This window comes from Pseudomonas sp. 8 R 14 (assembly GCF_900005955.1).
GTDB lineage: Bacteria > Pseudomonadota > Gammaproteobacteria > Pseudomonadales > Pseudomonadaceae > Aquipseudomonas > Aquipseudomonas marginalis.
In genome coordinates this window covers 75,817-94,863 of record NZ_CVTH01000027.1, presented here as the reverse complement: position 1 = coordinate 94,863, position 19,047 = coordinate 75,817, and the positions used below count along the sequence as shown (strand labels likewise).

The 19,047-nt window shown below is 61.6% G+C and carries 16 protein-coding genes; 3 read left to right on the top strand and 13 right to left on the bottom strand.

The features are described 5' to 3' along the window. Positions 1 to 8 precede the first annotated feature (8 nt). Genes BFQ01_RS03480 through BFQ01_RS03470 form a run of 3 tightly spaced genes read left to right on the top strand, consistent with a single transcriptional unit; the run spans position 9 to position 3,244 of the window. The gene (locus tag BFQ01_RS03480) at positions 9 to 2,186 is read left to right on the top strand and encodes an FUSC family protein (protein WP_065924243.1); all 2,178 of its coding nucleotides are present in this window, start codon (positions 9 to 11) and stop codon (positions 2,184 to 2,186) included. Next, the gene (locus BFQ01_RS03475) at positions 2,176 to 2,376 is read left to right on the top strand and encodes a DUF1656 domain-containing protein (protein ID WP_065924242.1); all 201 of its coding nucleotides are present in this window, start codon (positions 2,176 to 2,178) and stop codon (positions 2,374 to 2,376) included. Before BFQ01_RS03480 ends, BFQ01_RS03475 begins: the two co-directional genes overlap by 11 nt. Before the next feature lie 10 nt (positions 2,377 to 2,386). Continuing rightward, positions 2,387 to 3,244 (top strand): efflux RND transporter periplasmic adaptor subunit, encoded by an 858-nt coding sequence (locus BFQ01_RS03470; RefSeq protein ID WP_065924241.1) that lies wholly within the window; start codon positions 2,387 to 2,389, stop codon positions 3,242 to 3,244. Here BFQ01_RS03470 and BFQ01_RS03465 read toward each other — a convergent pair. From BFQ01_RS03465 to algK, 13 genes are all read right to left on the bottom strand, one after another. Further along, positions 3,241 to 4,548, bottom strand: coding sequence for a delta-60 repeat domain-containing protein (locus BFQ01_RS03465; protein WP_065924240.1), 1,308 nt, complete (start codon positions 4,546 to 4,548; stop codon positions 3,241 to 3,243). The genes BFQ01_RS03470 and BFQ01_RS03465 overlap by 4 nt on opposite strands. A 136-nt stretch (positions 4,549 to 4,684) precedes the next feature. Beyond that, positions 4,685 to 5,098 carry a DUF4440 domain-containing protein gene (locus BFQ01_RS03460; protein WP_065924239.1) on the bottom strand — a complete coding sequence of 138 codons (414 nt, stop codon included), beginning with the start codon at positions 5,096 to 5,098 and terminating at the stop codon, positions 4,685 to 4,687. After that, entirely contained in the window at positions 5,099 to 5,911 is an 813-nt protein-coding gene (locus BFQ01_RS03455; protein WP_065924238.1) for an SDR family oxidoreductase, read from the bottom strand. Between the two features lie 14 nt (positions 5,912 to 5,925). Continuing rightward, positions 5,926 to 6,390 carry a hypothetical protein gene (locus BFQ01_RS03450; protein ID WP_027604736.1) on the bottom strand — a complete coding sequence of 155 codons (465 nt, stop codon included), beginning with the start codon at positions 6,388 to 6,390 and terminating at the stop codon, positions 5,926 to 5,928. Positions 6,391 to 6,822: 432 nt separating this feature from the next. After that, positions 6,823 to 8,274, bottom strand: a complete 1,452-nt coding sequence (locus tag BFQ01_RS03445; protein ID WP_065924237.1) for a mannose-1-phosphate guanylyltransferase/mannose-6-phosphate isomerase — start codon at positions 8,272 to 8,274, stop codon at positions 6,823 to 6,825. 105 nt (positions 8,275 to 8,379) lie between these two features. After that, positions 8,380 to 9,033 carry an alginate O-acetyltransferase AlgF gene (locus BFQ01_RS03440; RefSeq protein WP_065924236.1) on the bottom strand — a complete coding sequence of 218 codons (654 nt, stop codon included), beginning with the start codon at positions 9,031 to 9,033 and terminating at the stop codon, positions 8,380 to 8,382. A 16-nt stretch (positions 9,034 to 9,049) separates the two neighbouring features. Next, positions 9,050 to 10,234 carry an alginate O-acetyltransferase gene (locus tag BFQ01_RS03435; RefSeq protein ID WP_065924235.1) on the bottom strand — a complete coding sequence of 395 codons (1,185 nt, stop codon included), beginning with the start codon at positions 10,232 to 10,234 and terminating at the stop codon, positions 9,050 to 9,052. Positions 10,235 to 10,245: 11 nt separating this feature from the next. Continuing rightward, positions 10,246 to 11,778 (bottom strand): MBOAT family O-acyltransferase, encoded by a 1,533-nt coding sequence (locus BFQ01_RS03430; RefSeq protein WP_065924234.1) that lies wholly within the window; start codon positions 11,776 to 11,778, stop codon positions 10,246 to 10,248. Between the two features lie 234 nt (positions 11,779 to 12,012). Beyond that, positions 12,013 to 13,122, bottom strand: coding sequence for a mannuronate-specific alginate lyase (locus tag BFQ01_RS03425; protein WP_141691240.1), 1,110 nt, complete (start codon positions 13,120 to 13,122; stop codon positions 12,013 to 12,015). Positions 13,123 to 13,146: 24 nt separating this feature from the next. Continuing rightward, positions 13,147 to 14,592 carry an alginate O-acetyltransferase gene (locus tag BFQ01_RS03420; RefSeq protein ID WP_065924328.1) on the bottom strand — a complete coding sequence of 482 codons (1,446 nt, stop codon included), beginning with the start codon at positions 14,590 to 14,592 and terminating at the stop codon, positions 13,147 to 13,149. Positions 14,593 to 14,603: 11 nt separating this feature from the next. Further along, positions 14,604 to 16,172 carry a mannuronan 5-epimerase AlgG gene (gene algG, locus BFQ01_RS03415; RefSeq protein ID WP_065924232.1) on the bottom strand — a complete coding sequence of 523 codons (1,569 nt, stop codon included), beginning with the start codon at positions 16,170 to 16,172 and terminating at the stop codon, positions 14,604 to 14,606. Then, positions 16,172 to 17,659, bottom strand: a complete 1,488-nt coding sequence (locus BFQ01_RS03410; protein WP_065924231.1) for an alginate export family protein — start codon at positions 17,657 to 17,659, stop codon at positions 16,172 to 16,174. The genes algG and BFQ01_RS03410 overlap by 1 nt, the downstream gene beginning before the upstream one ends. Continuing rightward, a complete protein-coding gene (gene algK / locus BFQ01_RS03405; RefSeq protein ID WP_027604727.1) occupies positions 17,656 to 19,047 on the bottom strand; it encodes an alginate biosynthesis TPR repeat lipoprotein AlgK in 1,392 nt (463 codons plus the stop codon). The genes BFQ01_RS03410 and algK overlap by 4 nt, the downstream gene beginning before the upstream one ends.

Genomic DNA, 19,047 nt, shown 5'->3' with positions numbered 1-19,047 from the left:
AGGATTTAATGACTCCGATGCCTGCACCGCTGCGCTGGCTGCATTCCCTTCAGTGGCGCCGTGGTTTTTTCGACTGGGCACGCAGCGACGGCGTGACCTGGGTGTACATCTTCAAGGTGCTGATCGCCGCGTTCCTCACGCTGTGGCTGGCCATGCGCCTGGAGCTGCCGCAACCACGCACCGCGATGATCACCGTGTTTATCGTGATGCAACCGCAGAGCGGCCAGGTGTTCGCCAAGAGCTTCTATCGCTTCCTCGGCACCCTGGCGGGGTCGGCGGTGATGGTGGTGTTGATCGCGTTGTTTGCGCAGAACACCGAGTTGTTCCTGGGGGCGCTGGCGATCTGGGTCGGCATTTGCACCGCTGGCGCGACACGCAACCGTAACTTTCGCGCCTACGGCTTCGTGCTGGCCGGTTACACGGCAGCGATGGTCGGCCTGCCGGCCCTGGCCCATCCGGACGGCGCCTTTATGGCGGCGGTGTGGCGGGTGCTGGAAATCTCCCTGGGGATCCTGTGTTCCACCCTGGTCAGCGCGGCGATCCTGCCGCAGACCTCCAGTGCAGCGATGCGCAACGCGCTCTATCAGCGCTTTGGCGTGTTCGCGCTGTTCGTCACCGACGGCCTGCGCGGGCGCAGCCAACGTGAAGGGTTCGAGGCCAGCAACGTGCGCTTTATCGCCGAGGCCGTGGGCCTGGAAGGGCTGCGCAGCCTCACGGTGTTCGAAGACCCGCATATGCGCCGGCGCAACGGTCGGCTCAGTCGCCTCAACAGCGAGTTCATGAGCATCACCACGCGCTTCAATGCCTTGCACCAGTTGCTCGAACGCCTGCGCACGGATTCCGCGGATCATGTGGTGGCGGCGATCAAACCGGGCCTGCAGGACCTCGCCGAAGTCCTCGACGGCTTCTCCGGCCGTGCCCTCACCAGCCCCGATGCCGCGCGCCTGGTCAACCAGCTCAGTGCCTACAAGGACAGCCTGCCTGCCAAAGTCCGCAGCCTGCGTGCGACCTTCCAGGAGGGCAACCCGAGTGAGGCCGAACAGCTGGATTTTCACACCGCTTATGAACTGCTCTACCGCTTCGTCGATGACCTGCACAACTACGCGCAAACCCATGCCTCCCTGGCCGATCACAGCCATGCACGGGAGCAATGGGACGAAACCTTCAGCCCGAAAACCAACTGGCTGGCCTGCGCCGCCTCGGGGATTCGCGCGTCGTTCATCCTGATTGTGCTGGGCAGTTACTGGGTGGCCACGGCCTGGCCCAGCGGTGCCACCATGACCTTGATCGCCGCTGCCACCGTCGGCCTGTCCGCCGCCACGCCCAACCCCAAGCGCATGGCGTTCCAGATGGCCTGCGGCACCTTGATCGGCGCGTTGGTGGGCTTTGTGGAAATGTTCTTCGTGTTCCCGTGGATCGACGGCTTCCCGCTGCTGTGCGTGATGCTCGCCCCGGTGATCATCCTCGGCGCGTTCCTCGCCTCACGCCCGCAATATGCCGGTGTGGGCGTAGGCCTGCTGATTTTCTTCAGCACCGGTTCGGTGCCGGACAACCTCACGGTCTACAACCCCTACATCTTTATCAACGACTACATCGCCATGATCATTGGCATGCTGGTATGCGCGGCGGCGGGGGCGATCATCCTGCCGCCCAACAGCCGCTGGCTGTGGCGGCGCCTGGAGCAGGACCTGCGCGAACAGGTGGTGTATGCCATCAGCGGCAAGCTCAAGGGGTTGGCGTCGAGTTTCGAAAGCCGCACCCGAGACCTCCTGCACCAGGCCTACGGCCTCGCTGTCGGCCAGCCGCAAGTGCAACGCGACCTGCTGCGCTGGATGTTCGTGGTGCTGGAAGTCGGCCACGCGATCATCGAGTTGCGCAAGGAACAGGCGATCCTGCCGGTACACCCGGCCTATGCCGAATCCCAGCCGTGGCGCCAGGCGATCCGGGTCATGGGGCGTTCGTTGGTGCGCCTGTTCCTGCAACCCAGCGCCAGCAACCTGGAGCGTGGCCTGATCGCCGTCGACCACGCGATCAGCCGCGTGCAGGCCACCGACGAACCCTTCGCCCCGCACTTCGATACCTCGGCCCTGCGCCGGGTGAAAAGCTACCTGCACTTTATCCGCACCTCGTTGCTGGACCCGCAATCACCGCTGGCGGCCCTCAAAGGAACCCCGAATGCCTCGTGAAATCGCATTCCACGGCATCTATATGCCGACCATGACCCTGATGTTCCTGATCGCGGCCGCGTTGGCCTGGGCCCTGGACCGCCTCCTGGCCGGCTTCGACCTGTACCGGTTTTTCTGGCACCCGGCGCTGCTGCGCCTGAGCCTGTTCGTTTGCCTGTTCGGCGCCCTGGCGCTGACCGTCTACCGTTGAGAATGCCCCGATGAAAAAGTTTTTCAGCCTGCTCGCGACCTTGCTGGTACTGGCTTTGGCGATCTGGATTGGCCGCACGTTGTGGGTGCACTACATGCAAACGCCGTGGACCCGCGACGGCCGCGTGCGTGCCGACATCATCAACGTCGCCGCCGACGTCACCGGCGAAGTGGTCGACGTGCCGGTGCGCGATAACCAGTTGGTGAAAAAGGGCGACCTGTTGATGCAGATCGACCCCGAGCACTACCGCATCGCGGTCAAGCAGGCGCAGTCCCTGGTCGCCTCGCGCAAGGCCACCTGGGAAATGCGCAAGGTCAACGCCCACCGCCGCGCCGACCTCGACGCCCTGGTGATCTCCAGGGAAAACCGCGACGACGCCAGCAACATCGCTGACTCGGCCCTGGCGGATTACCAGCACGCACTGGCACAACTCGAGGCGGCCGAACTCAACTTGAAACGCACCCAGGTCGTGGCAGCGGTGGACGGCTACGTCACCAACCTCAACGTGCATCGCGGCGACTACGCGCGCATCGGCGAAGCCAAGATGGCCGTGGTGGATATGAACTCGTTCTGGGTCTATGGCTTCTTCGAAGAAACCAAGCTGCCCCATGTGAACGTCGGCGACAAAGCTGACATGCAGTTGATGAGCGGCGAGACGTTGAAGGGGCACGTAGAGAGCATCTCCCGCGGCATCTACGACCGCGACAACCCGGAGAGTCGCGAGCTGATCGCCGATGTGAACCCGACCTTCAACTGGGTGCGCCTGGCCCAGCGGGTGCCGGTGCGGATTCACATTGATGAAGTGCCGGAGGGGGTGTTGTTGGCGGCGGGGATTACCTGCACGGTGATTGTCGATAGCGTGCCCTAGCCGAATAAGCACCTTAGCTGGCCTACACCCTTTTCATCGATACCCAAGACGTTCGCACCGGCAATGATTCGCTGGTCACCCCGTTCGGTCAGCAGCACAGGGGGGGATCTGGGTTCGGACTGCATGTCGTTGTAACCCTGGTTGTTGAAGGCCAGATCCAGCACGCCGTGGGTTTTGAATCGAGCGATGAAGATCCAGTTGCCGGTTGACGCCGTCACCAGGTTGCCTGTGCTGGTTTGCATGATGCATTGCCAGCCATTGTCGTGGCTGCCATCAAAATGGCTGATCAGGGGTTTACCGTTATTGAACAGTTGGTGCACCGCGCCGTTTGGGGTAATGGCCTGCATGAGACCTTTTGTTCTTTCGGCGCCGCCCTGCCCAATTTGACCGGCGCCAACAAAGCTGTTGTCCTCCGCGCGTTCGATCAGAGCGTTGAAGGTGGTGTGATCCTTGATACTGTCCATGGGATGAAACCCCGGCGTCTTGGGACTGCCAAAGCCGGCGTCCGGGCTGCCGTCAGGGTTGAGGCGGGCAAACAGAGCGGTCTTGAGGGTGGGGATAAACCGGGCATGTCCAACAAACACTATTTTGTGATCACTGCCCTGGCTGATACACGCGTTGACCGCCGTGGCCACATTGGAGCCGGCGAGTTTGAACTCCAGCCTGCCGGTTTTGTTGAAGCTTTCGTCCAGTGCACCATTGGGCTGCAGGCGAAACAGTACACCCACTGTCTGGTCCGGATTGTCGTGGGCTACATAGTTGGCGCTCACTAAAATACGTCCGTCACTCTGGACGTGTACTGTCGCTGATTCTCCTATGAGTTCTTCGTAGTCCTTGGTGGGCAGAATGCGCCGCCCTTGCTCGGCAAAATTCGTGTCGGGCTTACCTTCGCTGTTGAAACGTGCAATCACCAAGTTCGCCCAGCCGTTGGATGCACTGCGCCATGTCCAGCCCAGCATCAGGATGTTGCCGGCCGATTGTACGGTCAGCCTTGAACCACCGGCCGGTAGCGAGGGTAAAAAATCACCGGTGACCAGCCCGTTCGTTCCAAACGATTTATCCAGGCTGCCGTCGGTGTTCAGGCGGCCTAAGCCGAATAGGTACTGGTCGTCGTGGTTTCTATACACGCTGGCGCTGAACAAGAGCTTGCCATCCTTCGCGGTTGCAAGTCCTCCGAAGCGAAAGCGAACGTTCAGATCACCATGATCTTCGAGGATTTTTTCCAGGGCTTGCACCCCTCCAATACCGAAGTCGGGATCCAGCGTGCCGGGTTGCGTCTGTGAGGTTTTTTTGGACGTACGCATCAACGCATCCTTTCTTTGGTTGGAGAGGAAAGTCTGCCGCGTGGATACCTCGTGTGTTCAAGCCGGGCGACGTTTTCAGTCTGGTCTTGGTGTGATACCGCGTCTACTGTCAGATCTGACAGGTGCTAGTTGGCCATTATTGGCTGCGCGCCTGAGGCACAAAAGTCTCATGCAGATGACGCCACAGCAGTGCACCACTGGCCTGTTTCTCAAACACCACGGTCGCACGGCGATCCGTCTGTGTGCCGCTGGCATCGATCTGATGTTCGCGATAAGTCACCGTTGCGCCGCGCGCATGCCGGTCAATCCCAGCCATTTCACTCAAGGTGATTTTCAAGCCCGGGCGCATGCCGCCCAGGCGCGTGAACAGCGCGTTGACCCCGGCTGCATTGACGCGTGTGCCGGTGGCGGGGGCGATCATGCTGAACTCGGGCGAGAAGCGCGCAAGCAGGCTTTGCAGGGTGCCTTCTGGCGCAACCCCGGCAAACCATTGCTCGATCTCGACGTGGGTCTGGATCACTTCTTCAAAAAAATCGCTGTAGTCGATCATTTACAAACTCCCATTCAAACCAAAGCGTTTTTTCAACACGGCTTCCAATAATCCCTTGGGCAACAACGCGGCCATCAACGGCAACGCCCGGCTGCCATTGCCCGAGCGTAACAGGCGCGGCGGCTGTGGTTGTTGCACGGCCTTGAGCACATCCGCTGCAAACACGCCGGCCGGGGTGGGCTTGTCCTGAGAGGCCTGGCTGCGTGCGCGAATGCCCTCGCGCAACGGCCACCACGGCGATTTTTCGTTGATTAACAGCTCGGCCTGGGCGCCGGCGTTTTTGGCAAAACTCGTATTGATGGCGCCGGGCTGGACCTCCATCACTCGGATGCCAAACGGCGCCAGCTCCATGCGCAGTGCATCACTCAACGCATGCACCGCCGCCTTGGACGCGCAGTAGGCGCCGGCAAACGGCGTGACCAGCACGCCGGAAACGCTGCCGATATTCACCACCAGCCCTTTGCGCTTGCGCAGGGCAGGGAACAGCGCCTGGGTCACGCCGACGATGGAAAATACGTTGGTCTCGAACTGGCGCTGCATCGCCTCGGTGCCGCCATCGAGCAGCGGGCCCATGGCGCCGTAGCCGGCGTTGTTGATCAGTACATCCAGCTCTCCCAGTTGTTCGGCCAGGCGCTGTAAAGCGGCACTGTCATTGACGTCGAGTTCGACGGCATTGAAACCCGCGGCGGCGAGGGCGGTGACGTCTTCCGGGCGGCGGGCGCTGGCCCACACGTTGAAACCGGCGGATTTGAAGGCCTCGGCCAGGGCGCGGCCAATACCGCTGGAGCAACCGGTGATGAGTACGTTGGGCATGGATCAGTCCTTTGTCAGTCCGAGAAGCTGCCTTGCAGGTGCTCGGCGCGAAATTCCAGGGTTTGCGCGCGGTAGCCGGGGCGCAGGGGCGGGGTCGGCAGGCAGTCGTCCCAAGTGGCGCCGGCCTGCAACTCGCCGGGGCCGCGATAGCGCGGGGCAGCATAGACGTTGTCGGCCAGGTTGACCGTATCGCCCGGCGCATAGGCGGCGACGCGCCAGCGCAGTTCGGTGAGGGGGACGTCGTTGCCGTTGTTCAGGGTCAGCTTGAGTGGTCGGTCGGCCGGGCATTCCTGCGGGGCGTAGGTGATGCGCAGTTCCAGGCGCGCCAGTTGCGAGGCTTCGCGGTTGTCCAGCCACACCACCCACACCGCGACAAGACCCAGGCCGACGGCAGCGGCCAACGATACCGGCAATGCCTTGGCCGGGTAGCGCAGCAGGAGGATCAGCCAGGTGATGATCAGTAGAACGCCGAAGAACATGGAGACCACCTCGAGTAGGGAACGAGCATCCTAACTTAAGCGTAGGTGGGATTGGCTACCTTGAGTGCTGTGGTGGGCTTGCCCCCGATGAGCATAGGTATCTACACAACTCTTAAAGGCTGACACATAACTCTGTGGTGAGCGGGCTTGCCCCGCGCTGGGCTGCGCAGCAGCCCCAATAAGGTCACCGCAGAGTGCCAGAATCAGTCGAGGTGAACGTTTTAGGGGCCGCTTCGCAGCCCAGCGCGGGGCAAGCCCGCTCACCACAGAAGCCTGATTGCCATAGATTCCGTATTCACTGGAAGTTGTGTAGATACCCATGCCCCGATGAGGCCCTGATAGCCAGCGCAAATCCCAAACAAAAAGCCCCCACCCAACCCACTGCGGATAGGGGACGCAATGGGCTGGGTGAGGGCTTCTTGTACGACTGTTTTACTGCGCGATAGTTTTCACCGAAACGCCGCGTTCAACCGGCGTCGAGCGCCCGTAGATATCTTCAAACCGCTCGATATCGTCTTCGCCCAGGTAGCTGCCCGATTGCACTTCGATGATCTCCAACGGGATCTTGCCGGGGTTGCGCAGGCGGTGCACCGAGGCGATCGGGATGTAGGTGGACTGGTTCTCGCAGAGCAGGAACACGTTCTCGTCACAGGTGACTTCGGCGGTGCCGCTGACCACGATCCAGTGTTCGGCGCGGTGGTGGTGCATCTGCAGCGACAGGCACGCGCCCGGCTTGACCGAGATGTGCTTGACCTGGAAGCGGCCGCCCATGTCCACCGAGTCGTAGGAGCCCCACGGACGATAGACTTCGCAGTGGTTCTGGGTTTCGCTGCGGCCCTGTTCGTTGAGGGTGTTGACCATCTGCTTGACACCCTGGACCTTGTCCTTGTGGGCAATCATCATCGCGTCCTTGGTTTCCACCACGACGATGTTTTCCAGGCCGATCACCGATACCAGCTTGCCGTTGCCGTGGATCATGCAGTTCTTGCTGTCCTGAATCACCACGTCGCCCTTGGTGACGTTGCCGTTGGCGTCTTTATCGTTGACCGCCCACAGCGAAGCCCAGCAACCCACGTCGCTCCAGCCGGCGCTCAACGGCACCACGCAGGCGCGCTGGGTTTTTTCCATCACGGCGTAGTCGATGGAGTTGTCCGGGCAGCAGGCGAAGGTGGCTTCGTCGAAGGTCACGGTGTCGGCGTCTTGCTGGCTGCGCTCCAGGGTCAGCACGCAGGTGTCGTAGATGTCCGGATCGTGCTTTTTCAGCTCTTCCAGGAAGCGGCTGGCGCGGAACAGGAACATGCCGCTGTTCCAGAAGTAACCACCGCTTTTGACGAACTCGACGGCGCGTTTTTCATCGGGTTTTTCCACGAATTGCTGTACGCGGCTCACGCCTTCGGGCAGCAGCGAATCGTTGGTGGACTTGATGTAGCCGTAGCCGGTTTCCGGACGGGTCGCCGGCACGCCGAACAGCACCATCTCGCCACGCTCGGCGGCCACGGTGGCCAGGGCCAGGGCGCGTTGCAGGGCTTTCTGGTCGTCGATCACGTGGTCGGCCGGCAGGACCAGCATCAGTTCATCACGGCCTTCGTTGACCAGCATCATCGCGGTGAGGGCCACGGCCGGCGCGGTGTTGCGGCCGAAGGGTTCCATCAGGATGCGTTGGCACTCCAGTTTACGGTTGGCCAGTTGCTCGTTGACGATGAAGCGATGGTCCTTGTTGCAGACCACGATCGGGGCGTCCATGCCTTCGAACACCAGGCGTTCCAGGGTTTGCTGGAACAGCGTGTGCTCGCCGGTCAGGGCCAGGAATTGTTTTGGGAACTGTTTACGGGAAAGCGGCCAAAGACGTGAGCCGCTACCACCGGAAAGGATTACTGGGATCATGTGTTTCTCCTTGAATCAATTTGGGTCAGAGCTACGAAGGTTTGTCGTTTCACTCTTGTTTTTGTCTCGTGTCCGGGCCGGCCGAAGCCGACCCGGAAAATTCATTCAGCGGGTCGACACCGGGCGTTTTACCCAGACTGGCGAAATGCTCGAACCCGAACCGGTGACGTACAGCACCGCTGCCTCACCACGCTCCAGGGCCACTGGCTTCACGTCGCCGACTTTCTTGTCGCCGTCATACAACGCCAGGCTCACCTTCACCGGGTTGATTTCACGTTCGCCACGGCCTTTGGCAGCCACCGACTTGACCACGTCGGTCTTGCCGTCGGCGGTCTTCAGGGTCAGGGCCTTGTCGCTGAGGTTCTGCACGCGCACCAGGGATTTCTGCTTGTTCTTGAACGGCGGTTCTTCGATCAGCTGTGGCTGGCCGCTGTTGTTGTTGACCAGGGTGTAGTAGTGGTCCGGGGCGAGCTTGACCGGCACGGTCTGGCTGCCGACCTTGGCGCTGTAGTCGCCGCCGGGCATGAAGCTGAAGTCGCTGCTGGCCAGCGGGGCCACGTCGCTGAGGTTGGTGCTGCCGACAGTGGCGCTGACTTCCTGGTTGGAGGCGTTGTAGACACGCACGAAGCTTGAGCCTTTCGGTGCGACTGGGCCGTACAAGGCAGCGTCACCGGCGAAGGCGGACAGGGATACCAAGCTCATACCGGCAGCCAGGGCCAGAGTCTTAGCGAGACGACGCGGAGTAGTAGTGAAAGTCATGTGAGTTACCTCTCTTTCAGTTTTGCGCCCGGTCGGGCGTCTCGGATTTTGGGTTTTTAGCTGGGGTGTTCAGTGCCATGTTTTGTTGGCGCGAACCGGCTTGTTTAAGTTGCGCAACCCACGATGGGTCGGCATCACCGATTTCGTTGTTCACGGGCAGATAACGTTCAGGAAACTCCCAGATCAGCACCTGTGGCGGGCTGTTCTTGAAGTCGTCACTTTTCAGGTAGCTGAGCATCGGCAGGATCGGGCCGTGGCCGTCTTCGGCGTAGCTGACCACGTCGCTGCCCAGGGCTTGCTTGAGGGCGCCGACGAAGTTCCAGTTGGGGTTGGCGCTGTAGCTGGTGCCCACCAGCGCCACCGGGGTTTCGCTGTCGCTGAACAGCGCGTCGTCGCCTTTGGTTTCGGCCAGGTGCGTGACGCGTTTTTCCAGCGGCTCTTTCGGTGGCATCAGGTTTTCGAACAGCGGGTCCAGGGGCAGGAACAGACGCAGGTCGCCTTTATGCGGCTCGGTCTTCTCGGCCTCGGTGACAAAACGCTGCGGCTCGCCGTGGAGCGGGGTCTTGTCGGCGATGGTTTTAGCCAACTGCTTGGCGGCGATTTCGGCGCCGTCCGGGGTCCAGTGGGTGTCGGTGCGCAGGAACACCTGCTTGCCACTCAGCTTGGCCTGTTGCAGCGGGCCGAGCAGGTCCGGGGCGATGATCTTGTCGGCGGCCACACGGGCGTGGAAGTCCTGGTACAGGTTGGCGTGGATGCTCGCCGGTTTCACTTCACCCAGGTGTTCCGGGTACAGGCGCACCTTGGCCGGCACGATCGCCATCACCAGTTGGATGCCCTGGGCCTTGAGCTTCTGGCGCACGCCTTCGACCAGCGCGTAGTTGCCTTGAAGGTTCTGGTCTTCGTTGACGGCGGGGTTGAACTCCTCGTCGCTGTACAACCAGTGATCGCGGCCCAGCACCACCCCAGGGCGGCCTTCATTGAACAGCTTGTAGTCCAGCGCGGCCCAGAGGTTGGTGCCCAATCGCTTGATCGGGAACTCCTCGTCGTAATGGGTCTCGACGGCCTTGGTCCAGCGACCGTTGAGCACGGTCGCGTCGGCGTTGGTGCGAAAGTCCAGGAAGCTGCGCAGCGACCAGGCGCCCAGGGCCAGCAGCAGCACCAGGAACAGGCCGATATAGAGGACGCGTAATGAACGGGTCATGGTCGGCTCCCTCAGAATTGGAAGTAAAGGAACGGCGAGAAACTCTGCGCCGACAGTTTGAGAATCGACGCCACGAACAGCAGCAGCACTGCAGCGCGCATGGCGTAGCGTGGCCAGTCAGCAGTCCAGTAGGCCGGTTGCACGGCAGCGTCACGGCCAACGGTGAAACCTGGCTCGTGGATGCTGCCCGGGTTGTCGCCCGGCACGGCCTTGATCAGGCTCGGGTCGGCCGGCTTGGTTTTCTCGGCAGGGCGGTTGGTGTAGAAGTCGCGCAGGCCGAAGAACGCCAATGTTGCGTACGCCACCACCAGGGTCGCGACTTGCAGGCCGGTGAGGTTGGCGCGGTTGAGTTCCGACAGCGACCACTCGCCGAAGCTGAACATCGCACCGTACATACGGCCGGCGACGTGGAGGTTTTCGGCGCGGAAGATCACCCAGCCCATCACCACCAGCAGGAAGGTGAAGGCCCAGCGCAGGACATTGAAACTGCGCGGTGCGGTGTTGAGGCCGATGGCTTTTTCAATCGCCAGCCACATGCCGTGCCAGGCACCCCACACGATGTAGGTGATGTTCGCACCGTGCCACAGGCCACCGAGCAGCATGGTCAGGAACAGGTTGCGGTAGGTGGTCAGCGTGCCTTTACGGTTGCCGCCCAAGGTGATGTACAGGTAGTCACGCAGCCAGGTGGACAGGCTGATGTGCCAGCGCCGCCAGAACTCGGTGATCGACTGGCTGATGTACGGCTGCTTGAAGTTTTCCATGAAGCGGAAACCCATCATCAAGCCCAGGCCGATGGCCATGTCGCTGTAGCCGGAGAAGTCGAAGTACAACTGCGCGGTGTAGGCCAGTGCGCCGAGCCAGGCATCGCCGGTGGTGGGGTTTTGCAGGGCGAAGCAGTGGTCGGCCACCACCGCCAGGGTGTCGGCGATGAAGACCTTCTTGATGAAGCCCTGCATGAACCGCGTGCAGCCCTCGGAGAATTTGTCGAGGGTGTGGGTGCGATTGTTGAACTGGTCGGCCAGGTCGCGGAAACGCAGGACCGGGCCGGCGATCAGGTGCGGGAAGATCGCCACGAACGCCGCGAAGTCGATGAGATTGCGGGTCGCCGGGGTATCGCCACGGTACACGTCGATGATGTAGCTGATGGACTCGAAGATGTAGAACGAGATCCCGATCGGCAGCAGCACGTGGGTGAGGATGAACGGCTCCAGGCCGGCCGACTTCATCATGACGTTGATGCTGTCGACGCCGAAGTTGGCGTACTTGAAGTAGCCGAGGATGCACAGGTCGACCGCCACGCCCAGCAGCAGCCAGCGTTGGGCCGGCTTGGTGCGCACGCCGGCGGCACCGACCTTGAGGCCGATCCAGTAGTTCCACAGCGTGACGGCGGCGAACAGCGCCAGGAAGTCCACTCGCCACCAGGCGTAGAACACGTAGCTGGCCAACAGCAGCAGCAGGTTGCGATAGCGTTGCCCGCTCAAGTAGTACAAGCCGAGAAAGATCGGCAAGAACAGAAACAGGAACACATTGGACGAGAAAACCATCCCGATCTCTCCATGTTTAACCAACAGTCAAGGGCCGCAGCCCCCCCAAACCCCCCACAACTTCATGGGCGGCGATGCAGCTTTTGTAGTGAGCGGGCTTGCCCCGCGCTGGGTGGCGAAGCCGCCCCAAAACCCTACACCGCGGTATGCCTGGCACACGGCGGCGGATCGATTAGGACTGCTTCGCAGCCCAGCGCGGGGCAAGCCCGCTCACTACAGGTAATCCATTCAGCCTTAGCTACCTTTGTTGCCTTTTTCATGCGTCGGGTCGTAGACCTTGGTCAGGTCACCCCCCAGGCGGAAGGTCTTGAACGGTTGCATCCCGTGCTTGCGCTCGATCACATCCGGTGCGCAGGTGTAGAGGGTGCAGAAGGGTTCGAGCCAGGCGAATTTCATGTCCTGCTTCAGGTCCTTCATGTCCTGCTCCTTGCCGTTCTTCTGTTCGAAGATCTCCGGGTCCTTGACCCCGGCCAGCACTTTGTCGCCCAGGCGCTTGAGTGCGCTGTTGTTTTCCTGGCGCAGGTCAACACCGTTGACCAGGGCAAAACTGGCGATCATCGCCAGCGGCGGCAGGGCGTAGTTGTGGTACGACAAGGCGCGTTGCTGACGCTTCAATTCGTTGGGCAGGAAGCCTTGGTCGTCGACCTGGTTCACGCCGACCTTGTATTCCTTCACGGCCCAGTCAAACAGGTCGCGACGGTTGGTGGCGATGGAGGTTGCCATCACCGACCAGGCGGCCCAGTAGGAGTGGTTGTTGGTTTTTTCCAGCGGCAGGTTGTCCCAGTCGCTGACCACCTGATCGGCCAGTTTGTTGAACCAGGCTTCGATCAGTTGCGATTCCTGCGGGTGGTTGGCCAACGGGTGCGAGTCGGAGAACTTCAGGCGTACATAGGCCGACGCCATGCTGCCCAAGGCCCATTTGCGCATGGACTTGCCGGTGTGGTTGAAGTCCTTGGACATCAACGCATCGGCCTTGGCCCACGACACCAGCCAGTTCAGGGTGCATTCGAGCTGCTCCGGGCGACCGTCGCGCATGAATTGCATCACGCGCTTGCTGGTGTCTTTTTCCAGCTTGGTGATGTCGGCGGTGCTGTCGCGAAAGGCTTTTTCCGACTGAACATTCAGCGTGGAACGGGCCTTGTCGGAGCCTTCGTACTTGCTGCGAAATTGCAGAGGCCCGGTGTAGGGCGTCGGCATGGTGTCGCAGTTTTCCTTGAAGTCGCCGGTCTTGAACGCTTCAATCGGTGCGAAGTAGCCCTGGGGCGGACGCAGCGGGGCGGCGGCGTTGGCTGCACCGGCGAAGATCGCCAGGCCCAGCAACGATGGAATCCATAACTTCTGCATAAGTAACCTCATTGCACGCTTATTTCACGGCGTCGAGGCGGTCTGTTGACCGCCCGCTGGGAATACGTTGCGTGTGCAAATTTTCGCTTCGACCTTCTGCGCGGCAGCGCCCGCTTCGGGGCCCTGCACTTCCACGGCCAGCAAGTTCTGCGAGGCCCAGTCTTCATCGGTGCGCAGTTCAAAGGCGAAACGCCCGTCTGTATCGGATGTTTCGGGTTTCTCGATCTTGATGTCCTCGTGGCGCCCGTTCATGTACCAGAGGGTGGCTTGCAAGGTTTTCACCGAGGGGTCGGCGAAGCGGATATCAACCTGATGGTTGGCGTTGCGCAGGTCTTTATTCGAACTGTTAACCATCAATTCGTTCTTGCCGGGTTTCAACGTGGTGCTGGCGCTCATCTGCGCGCTCTTGCCTTCGCAGCCGTTGTCGAGCAGCGCCATCATCTGGCGGTAGATGGTCTCCTGGTCCAGGCGATACAGCGGCGAGAATTCCCAGATCAGGATTTTCGGCGGGCTCTTCTGGAATTCGTCGCTGCCCAGGTACTGGATCATCGAGCCTTCCAGGCCGCCGCCGGGGAAGGCGACGTTGAGGATGTCAGCACCGATTTCCTGTTCCAGGAAGCCGGCGAAGTTGTAGTTCTTGCCGCTGTGGCTGGTGCCCACCAGGGTGATCTGCGGGTTGCCCGAATCGCCGAACAGGTCGCCGTCACCGGCTTCGCCTTTCGGCTCGGTGGTGAACTGGTCCATGTACTGGATCGCGTAGCTGGTGCCACACAATTGCCCGGCCATGTTGTGCAGGGTGCCGGTCTTGCCCATGCGCCCGGAGCGTTTGGTCTCGAATTCGCGCTTGGGAATATCGGCGAACTCAGGCATTGCACGCACCTTGGCACCGACGATTTTCGCCGTGCGCTGGGCGCCGTACGGGGTCCAGTGCTGGTCACCGCGGAAGTAGAAGTCGTGGGCCGGCAGTTCGTCCGGCAGTTGCTCATTGGTCAACGGTGACAGGTCCGGCACCACGTAGCCCATCTTGGCGAAACGGCCGAGCATGGTCTTGTAGTTGCCCAGGGCCTTGTCGAAATCGAACGAGGCTTTTTCCGCGGGGTTGAGCTTGTTGCGGTTCACCAGGCCACGGGTCGGCTGGTAGACCACCACCAGTTCCACGCCCTTGGCCTTGAACGCGTCGTGCAGTTGTTGCATGCGCTTGTAGCCGGCCGGGCTGGTGTCGAATTCGGTGCGTAGGTCTTCCTGGGTACGGAACAGCCAGTCGCCCTGGGCTTGCACCAGGGTGGTGAAGTTCTGCTGGTAGCGCGTGGTGTAGTTTTTCGCGTCATGGGCGGCCGGGCACAGGCTGCAGCAGGGTTCGGCGGTGAAGGTCGGGGCCTTGATTTCGTCGGCGCGCACGCCCTGGCTGGCTGCGAGCAGGCCGAGGGTCAGACCCGAGAGGCTCAGCAGTTTGATCATGTGTGGGTGCATAAGGGTCATCCTCAGTCCTGCATTTCGGTCTGGCGTTCGACAGGGTCGATCAGCACGGCTTTCTGCTGGCGCACCAGCAGGTCGAGAATTTCTTCCTGACGATCGCCCAGCACGCCGGAGAAACTGATGCCGCTGGATTTGGTCGGCGCCAGCATCGATACGCGGTACAGCTCGATACTCAGTGGCGAGTCGATGGACAGCGGCCCGCTGCCGTTACCCGCCAGTTCACCGCCGACCACGATCAGCGAGACCTTGGCGTCGAACGGGTCGAGGGCGATGTCGCGGTCGGTGTCGGTCAAATCCTTGATGTGGCCGTACACGCCGGTCAGGCCGTTGGCCATCGAGGTGTTTTCGTACAGCTTGATGTTCACGCTGTTACGCACGCGGATGCCGTGGCGACGGTTGCTGATCACTTTGTTGCCCCACAGCAGGTTGTCGCCGCTCTCATAGAGGGTGATGCCGTCGGTGTGGTTGCGGTAGATCTCGTTGTCGGCGATCAGGTTGTTCACGCTGTTACGGTCGATCACCAGGCCCGAAAGCTTGTTGTCGTAGCTGCGGTTGTTGAAGATGAAGCTGTCGTTCACCTCACGGGAAATGATGATGCCGTGCTTCTTCTTGGTGCCGTAGACGGTGTTGTCCGCGATGATCAGGCCGTGGGAACGGTCATGGGGGTCAATGCCGTAGACGATGTTGTCTTTGTAGGTATTGCCCTTGATCACGAAGCCCGTGGTCTCGTAGCAGTAGAAGCCGTACCACATGTCCGAGAACTCGGAATCGATGATCCAGCCGGTCGGCTCAGGGCGCTTGAGCACCTTGGCCATGTTCGGCGTGTACTGGGAAATACTCACCCCATACGACTTACTGTTGGCATAGCCGAAACTTGCCATCTTGGTCTTGGAAACGTAGGTCTCGGTGCCGCCCCAGGCCAGCAGGAACGGGCGGAACTCCTTGGGCGACTTGAACAGCGCCGGGCCATTGGCTTTTTCGTCCCAACCGGTGATCCTGGTGTCACGCACAAACAACTGGCCGTCGTTGATCAGGAACGAACCGGCCTGCTGGGACAGGCGCAGCTCCTGGGTGTTTTTATCGATGTCCAGGATGCCCTTGCGCCCGACCACGATCGGCAACTTGGCCAGGAACACGCCCGGCGAAGTTTCGCTGAAGTACTGCTTGGGCACTTTGCCCAGCAGGTCCTTGAGGTTCATGTAGCCGTCGTCGACAAAGATCGCCTGGGGAATGCCGTGCTGGCGCACCACCCATTCGGCCATCTTGTTGTCGCCGCCGATAAAGTCCTTGAGGGCGTCTTCCTGCATCATGCGACGGATGCTGATCTTGCCGGGCCTGGTGCGTACGATCTTCTTTTCCATCGCTGCGGCGGTATAACCCGACAGGTCAGGCAGGGCCGGCTTGGCCATTTCCAGCGGCGCGGTCGGCGGGCTGGAAATGGTGTAGGTCTTGGCCTGTTGCAGTTCCTTGGCGATGGTCGGCGCCTTGGCCGCCGTATCGGCAAACGCTGTGGCGCTGGCCATCAGCATTGCCGCGACGAGTAGGCTTTGAGCATTCATTGCGCAGGCTCCCATCAGAATTTCCAGATCACGTCGACAAACGCGCGATGCATGTACGAGTCGACCTGGCTGCCATAGGCATCACCTGGCTTGAACACACCGGCACGGAACCGCACCAGGGCCGACGGCTCGTCGATTGACTGGCTGAGCGCGGCGGGCAGCAGGCCGGTCTTGAAGTACTTGGTGACGACCAGGTCCATCTCTTGGCCCAGGTCTTTCTTGCCGTCTTCAAGGGGCAGGGAAGTGCTGGACAGGATCGCGCCGGTGACGTCATCGGTGTTGTTCTGCACGGCGTCAATGCCATTGCTGCCCACCGGCTTGTTGCCGTCGACGCGCCAGAACTTGTGGTACACCAGGCTGGCGTCGTAGTCCTCACGCAGCTGCCAGGAACCGAACAGGCTCATGGACTGCATGTTGTTCATCTCGCCACGAAACGCTTCGCCGAAACGGTGCACGCGGGACTGGGTACCGGTCCAGTTCGAACGGTTGCTTTGCAGGCCGTTCTGCTCGTACTCGGCACTGGCGCGGGCATAGGCCGCACCCACTTGCCATTGCGGGTCCAGACGCAGGCGAATACCCAGATCGGTCGCCCAGCCACTCACGTCATCGCTGCGCTTGGCCTCTGTCGGACGGGTGCCGTCGGCGTTCAAGGCATTGACCGAGTCGCGGTCGCCTTTCATGCCGGTGATGCTGGCCCAGTAGTTGACGGTGTTGGTGTTGCGCCAGTTGTAGGCGTCGCTGTTGGCTTCGATACCGAGCCAGGTCAGGTCGCCGTTCTCGCGCTTGTCCAGGGAGTCGGTGGCGACGCCCGGTTCCGGGTAGTCGAGCTTGCCGTTGTCATGGGTGTGGTGGCCACGCAGGCCGATCCACTGGCCCGGCGTCCACTGGTAGGACGCGTCGGCGTAGAGGTGCTGACGGTCCTTATCCTTGGGCGACAGTTCCTTGAGGTCGGTACGGTATTCGCTGAAACGTTCGGCGGCGCCGACGTTGGCCTTGAGCAGGGTGGTGTCGAAGGTCCAGTTCAGCGCTTCGATGTTGGTGTCGCGCCATTGGCCGTCGTCATTGCGCAGGCGTTGGCGACCGAGCTTGAGGATCTCGCCGGGGTAGGGCGTGAAGCCGCTGTAGCCGACCCAGAACTCGCGCATGGCCAGGTAGTTTTTCTTGGTCTTGCGGTCGTTGTTGGTGGTTTGCTGGTTTTCGTCATCCGCCGACTGTTGAAGGGTGTCGGTCTCGATGATGTCGCTCGAAGCCACCGCCTGGCCCATGGCATAGGCGCTCCAGTTGCCGCTTTCGCCGTAGATCCACGGGCGCAGGTCGAGGCCGATGCCGTTGACGTCGCCGCCTTTCTGGGTGCCGAGGTCGCGGTCATCTTCGGACTGCGCGGTGGCTTTGACTTCCAGGCCGAAGTTCTTGGCTTCGGTCAGCGCGGCCAGGGTCGGGCACGACCACAGCAGGGCGAAGGTCAGGCCGATGCCGGCCTGCACGAATGGATTGAGCTTCATAGGGATTCCTCGCCGTCTTCTTCTTCCAGGGCGTGCAGTTGCAGCGTGCTCTGGGCCAGGGTGCCGCGGGCGGCCAGTTCCTGTTGCACCAGGCGTTGGCCTTGGGCGCGTTGTTCTGGTGTGAGCGGGGCTTCGAGCTGCGTGGCCAGGTCATTGGCCTCTGGCGTGCCCTGGGCTTTGGCCAATTGGCTGAAGACATAGGCATTCAATGGGTCGGGCTTGGTGCCCTTGCCTTGGGAAAACAATTGGGCGATGGCGAAGTCGGCGCTGTTCTGGCCGTTGCGCGCAGCGGTCAGCAGGTGGTCCAGGGCCTTCTGGGAATAGACCTGGCCCAGGTAACCACGGCGGTAGATCTGGCCGAGGTAGTAGTCGGCAGCCACTTCGCGGCCCACGGCTTTCTGGAAGTGCGCTTCAGCCGCCTTGGCGTCCGCCGGCACCCACTTGCCTTCGTAGTAGAGCTTGCCCAGCAACAGCTCGGCGCGCGGCTGGTCGGCGGCGCGGCCGTTGTCCAGGTATTTCATCATCTGGTCGACGTCGCCCAGTTCGGGGAAGTCGTAGAGCAGTTGCGCCAGGCTGACCCAGGAAGCCGGGTAGCCGGGGGCGATTTTTTCCAGCAGGGCCTGGGCGGTTTTCTCGTCGGTCTTGCCCAGCGTGGCGTCGCCCAATACGCGGGCGACGCTGTCGACGCGTTGTGCGGTGACGGTGCCGCGGCTGTAGCCGGCTTCCATCTGCTTGAGCAGTTCGGCCTGTTTTTCCGGCTGGGCTTTTTTCTGGTAGACCGTGGCCAGCTCGACATAGCAGATATCGGTGGTGTTCAGCGCGGCCTTGCAGATGCGCTCCACATCATCCAGATGCTGGTCGTAGGTGTCCTGGGTGCGATACAGCAGGACCTGGGCCAGGCCGGCTTCCGGGTAACCGGCGGCCTGCCACTTGCTGATCTGCTGCTGGGCATTCACGTTGGGGAAGCTGTGGGGGTATTGCAGGTACAGCATCGCCAGCGGGATCAGGGTGTTGCCTTCGCCATTGGCAAAGGCTTTTTTCAACAGGCCTTCGGCTTCATGATGTTCGGCTTCGGTGGAGCCCGGCTTGGCCACCAGCAGGCGACCGAGGCGGGCCTGGGCGCGCGGCGAGGTATCCGCCGCGGCACGGTAAGTGGCCTCGGCCTGTTTGATTTGCGCCGGATCGCGGGTGCCTACCTGGATATCGGCCAGGCCCACCTGGGCCTCGCTGTAACCCAGTTCTGCCAGTTGCTGGTAATTCTGCTGCGCGGTGACGGTGTCGCCACGCTTGAGCGCTTCATTGGCCAGGCGTTGGTCGGGCAGGCCGGCACAACCGGCGAGGGCGATGGCCAGCGCCAGGGGCACCGGCAGGGTTCGAAGGGCGCTCAT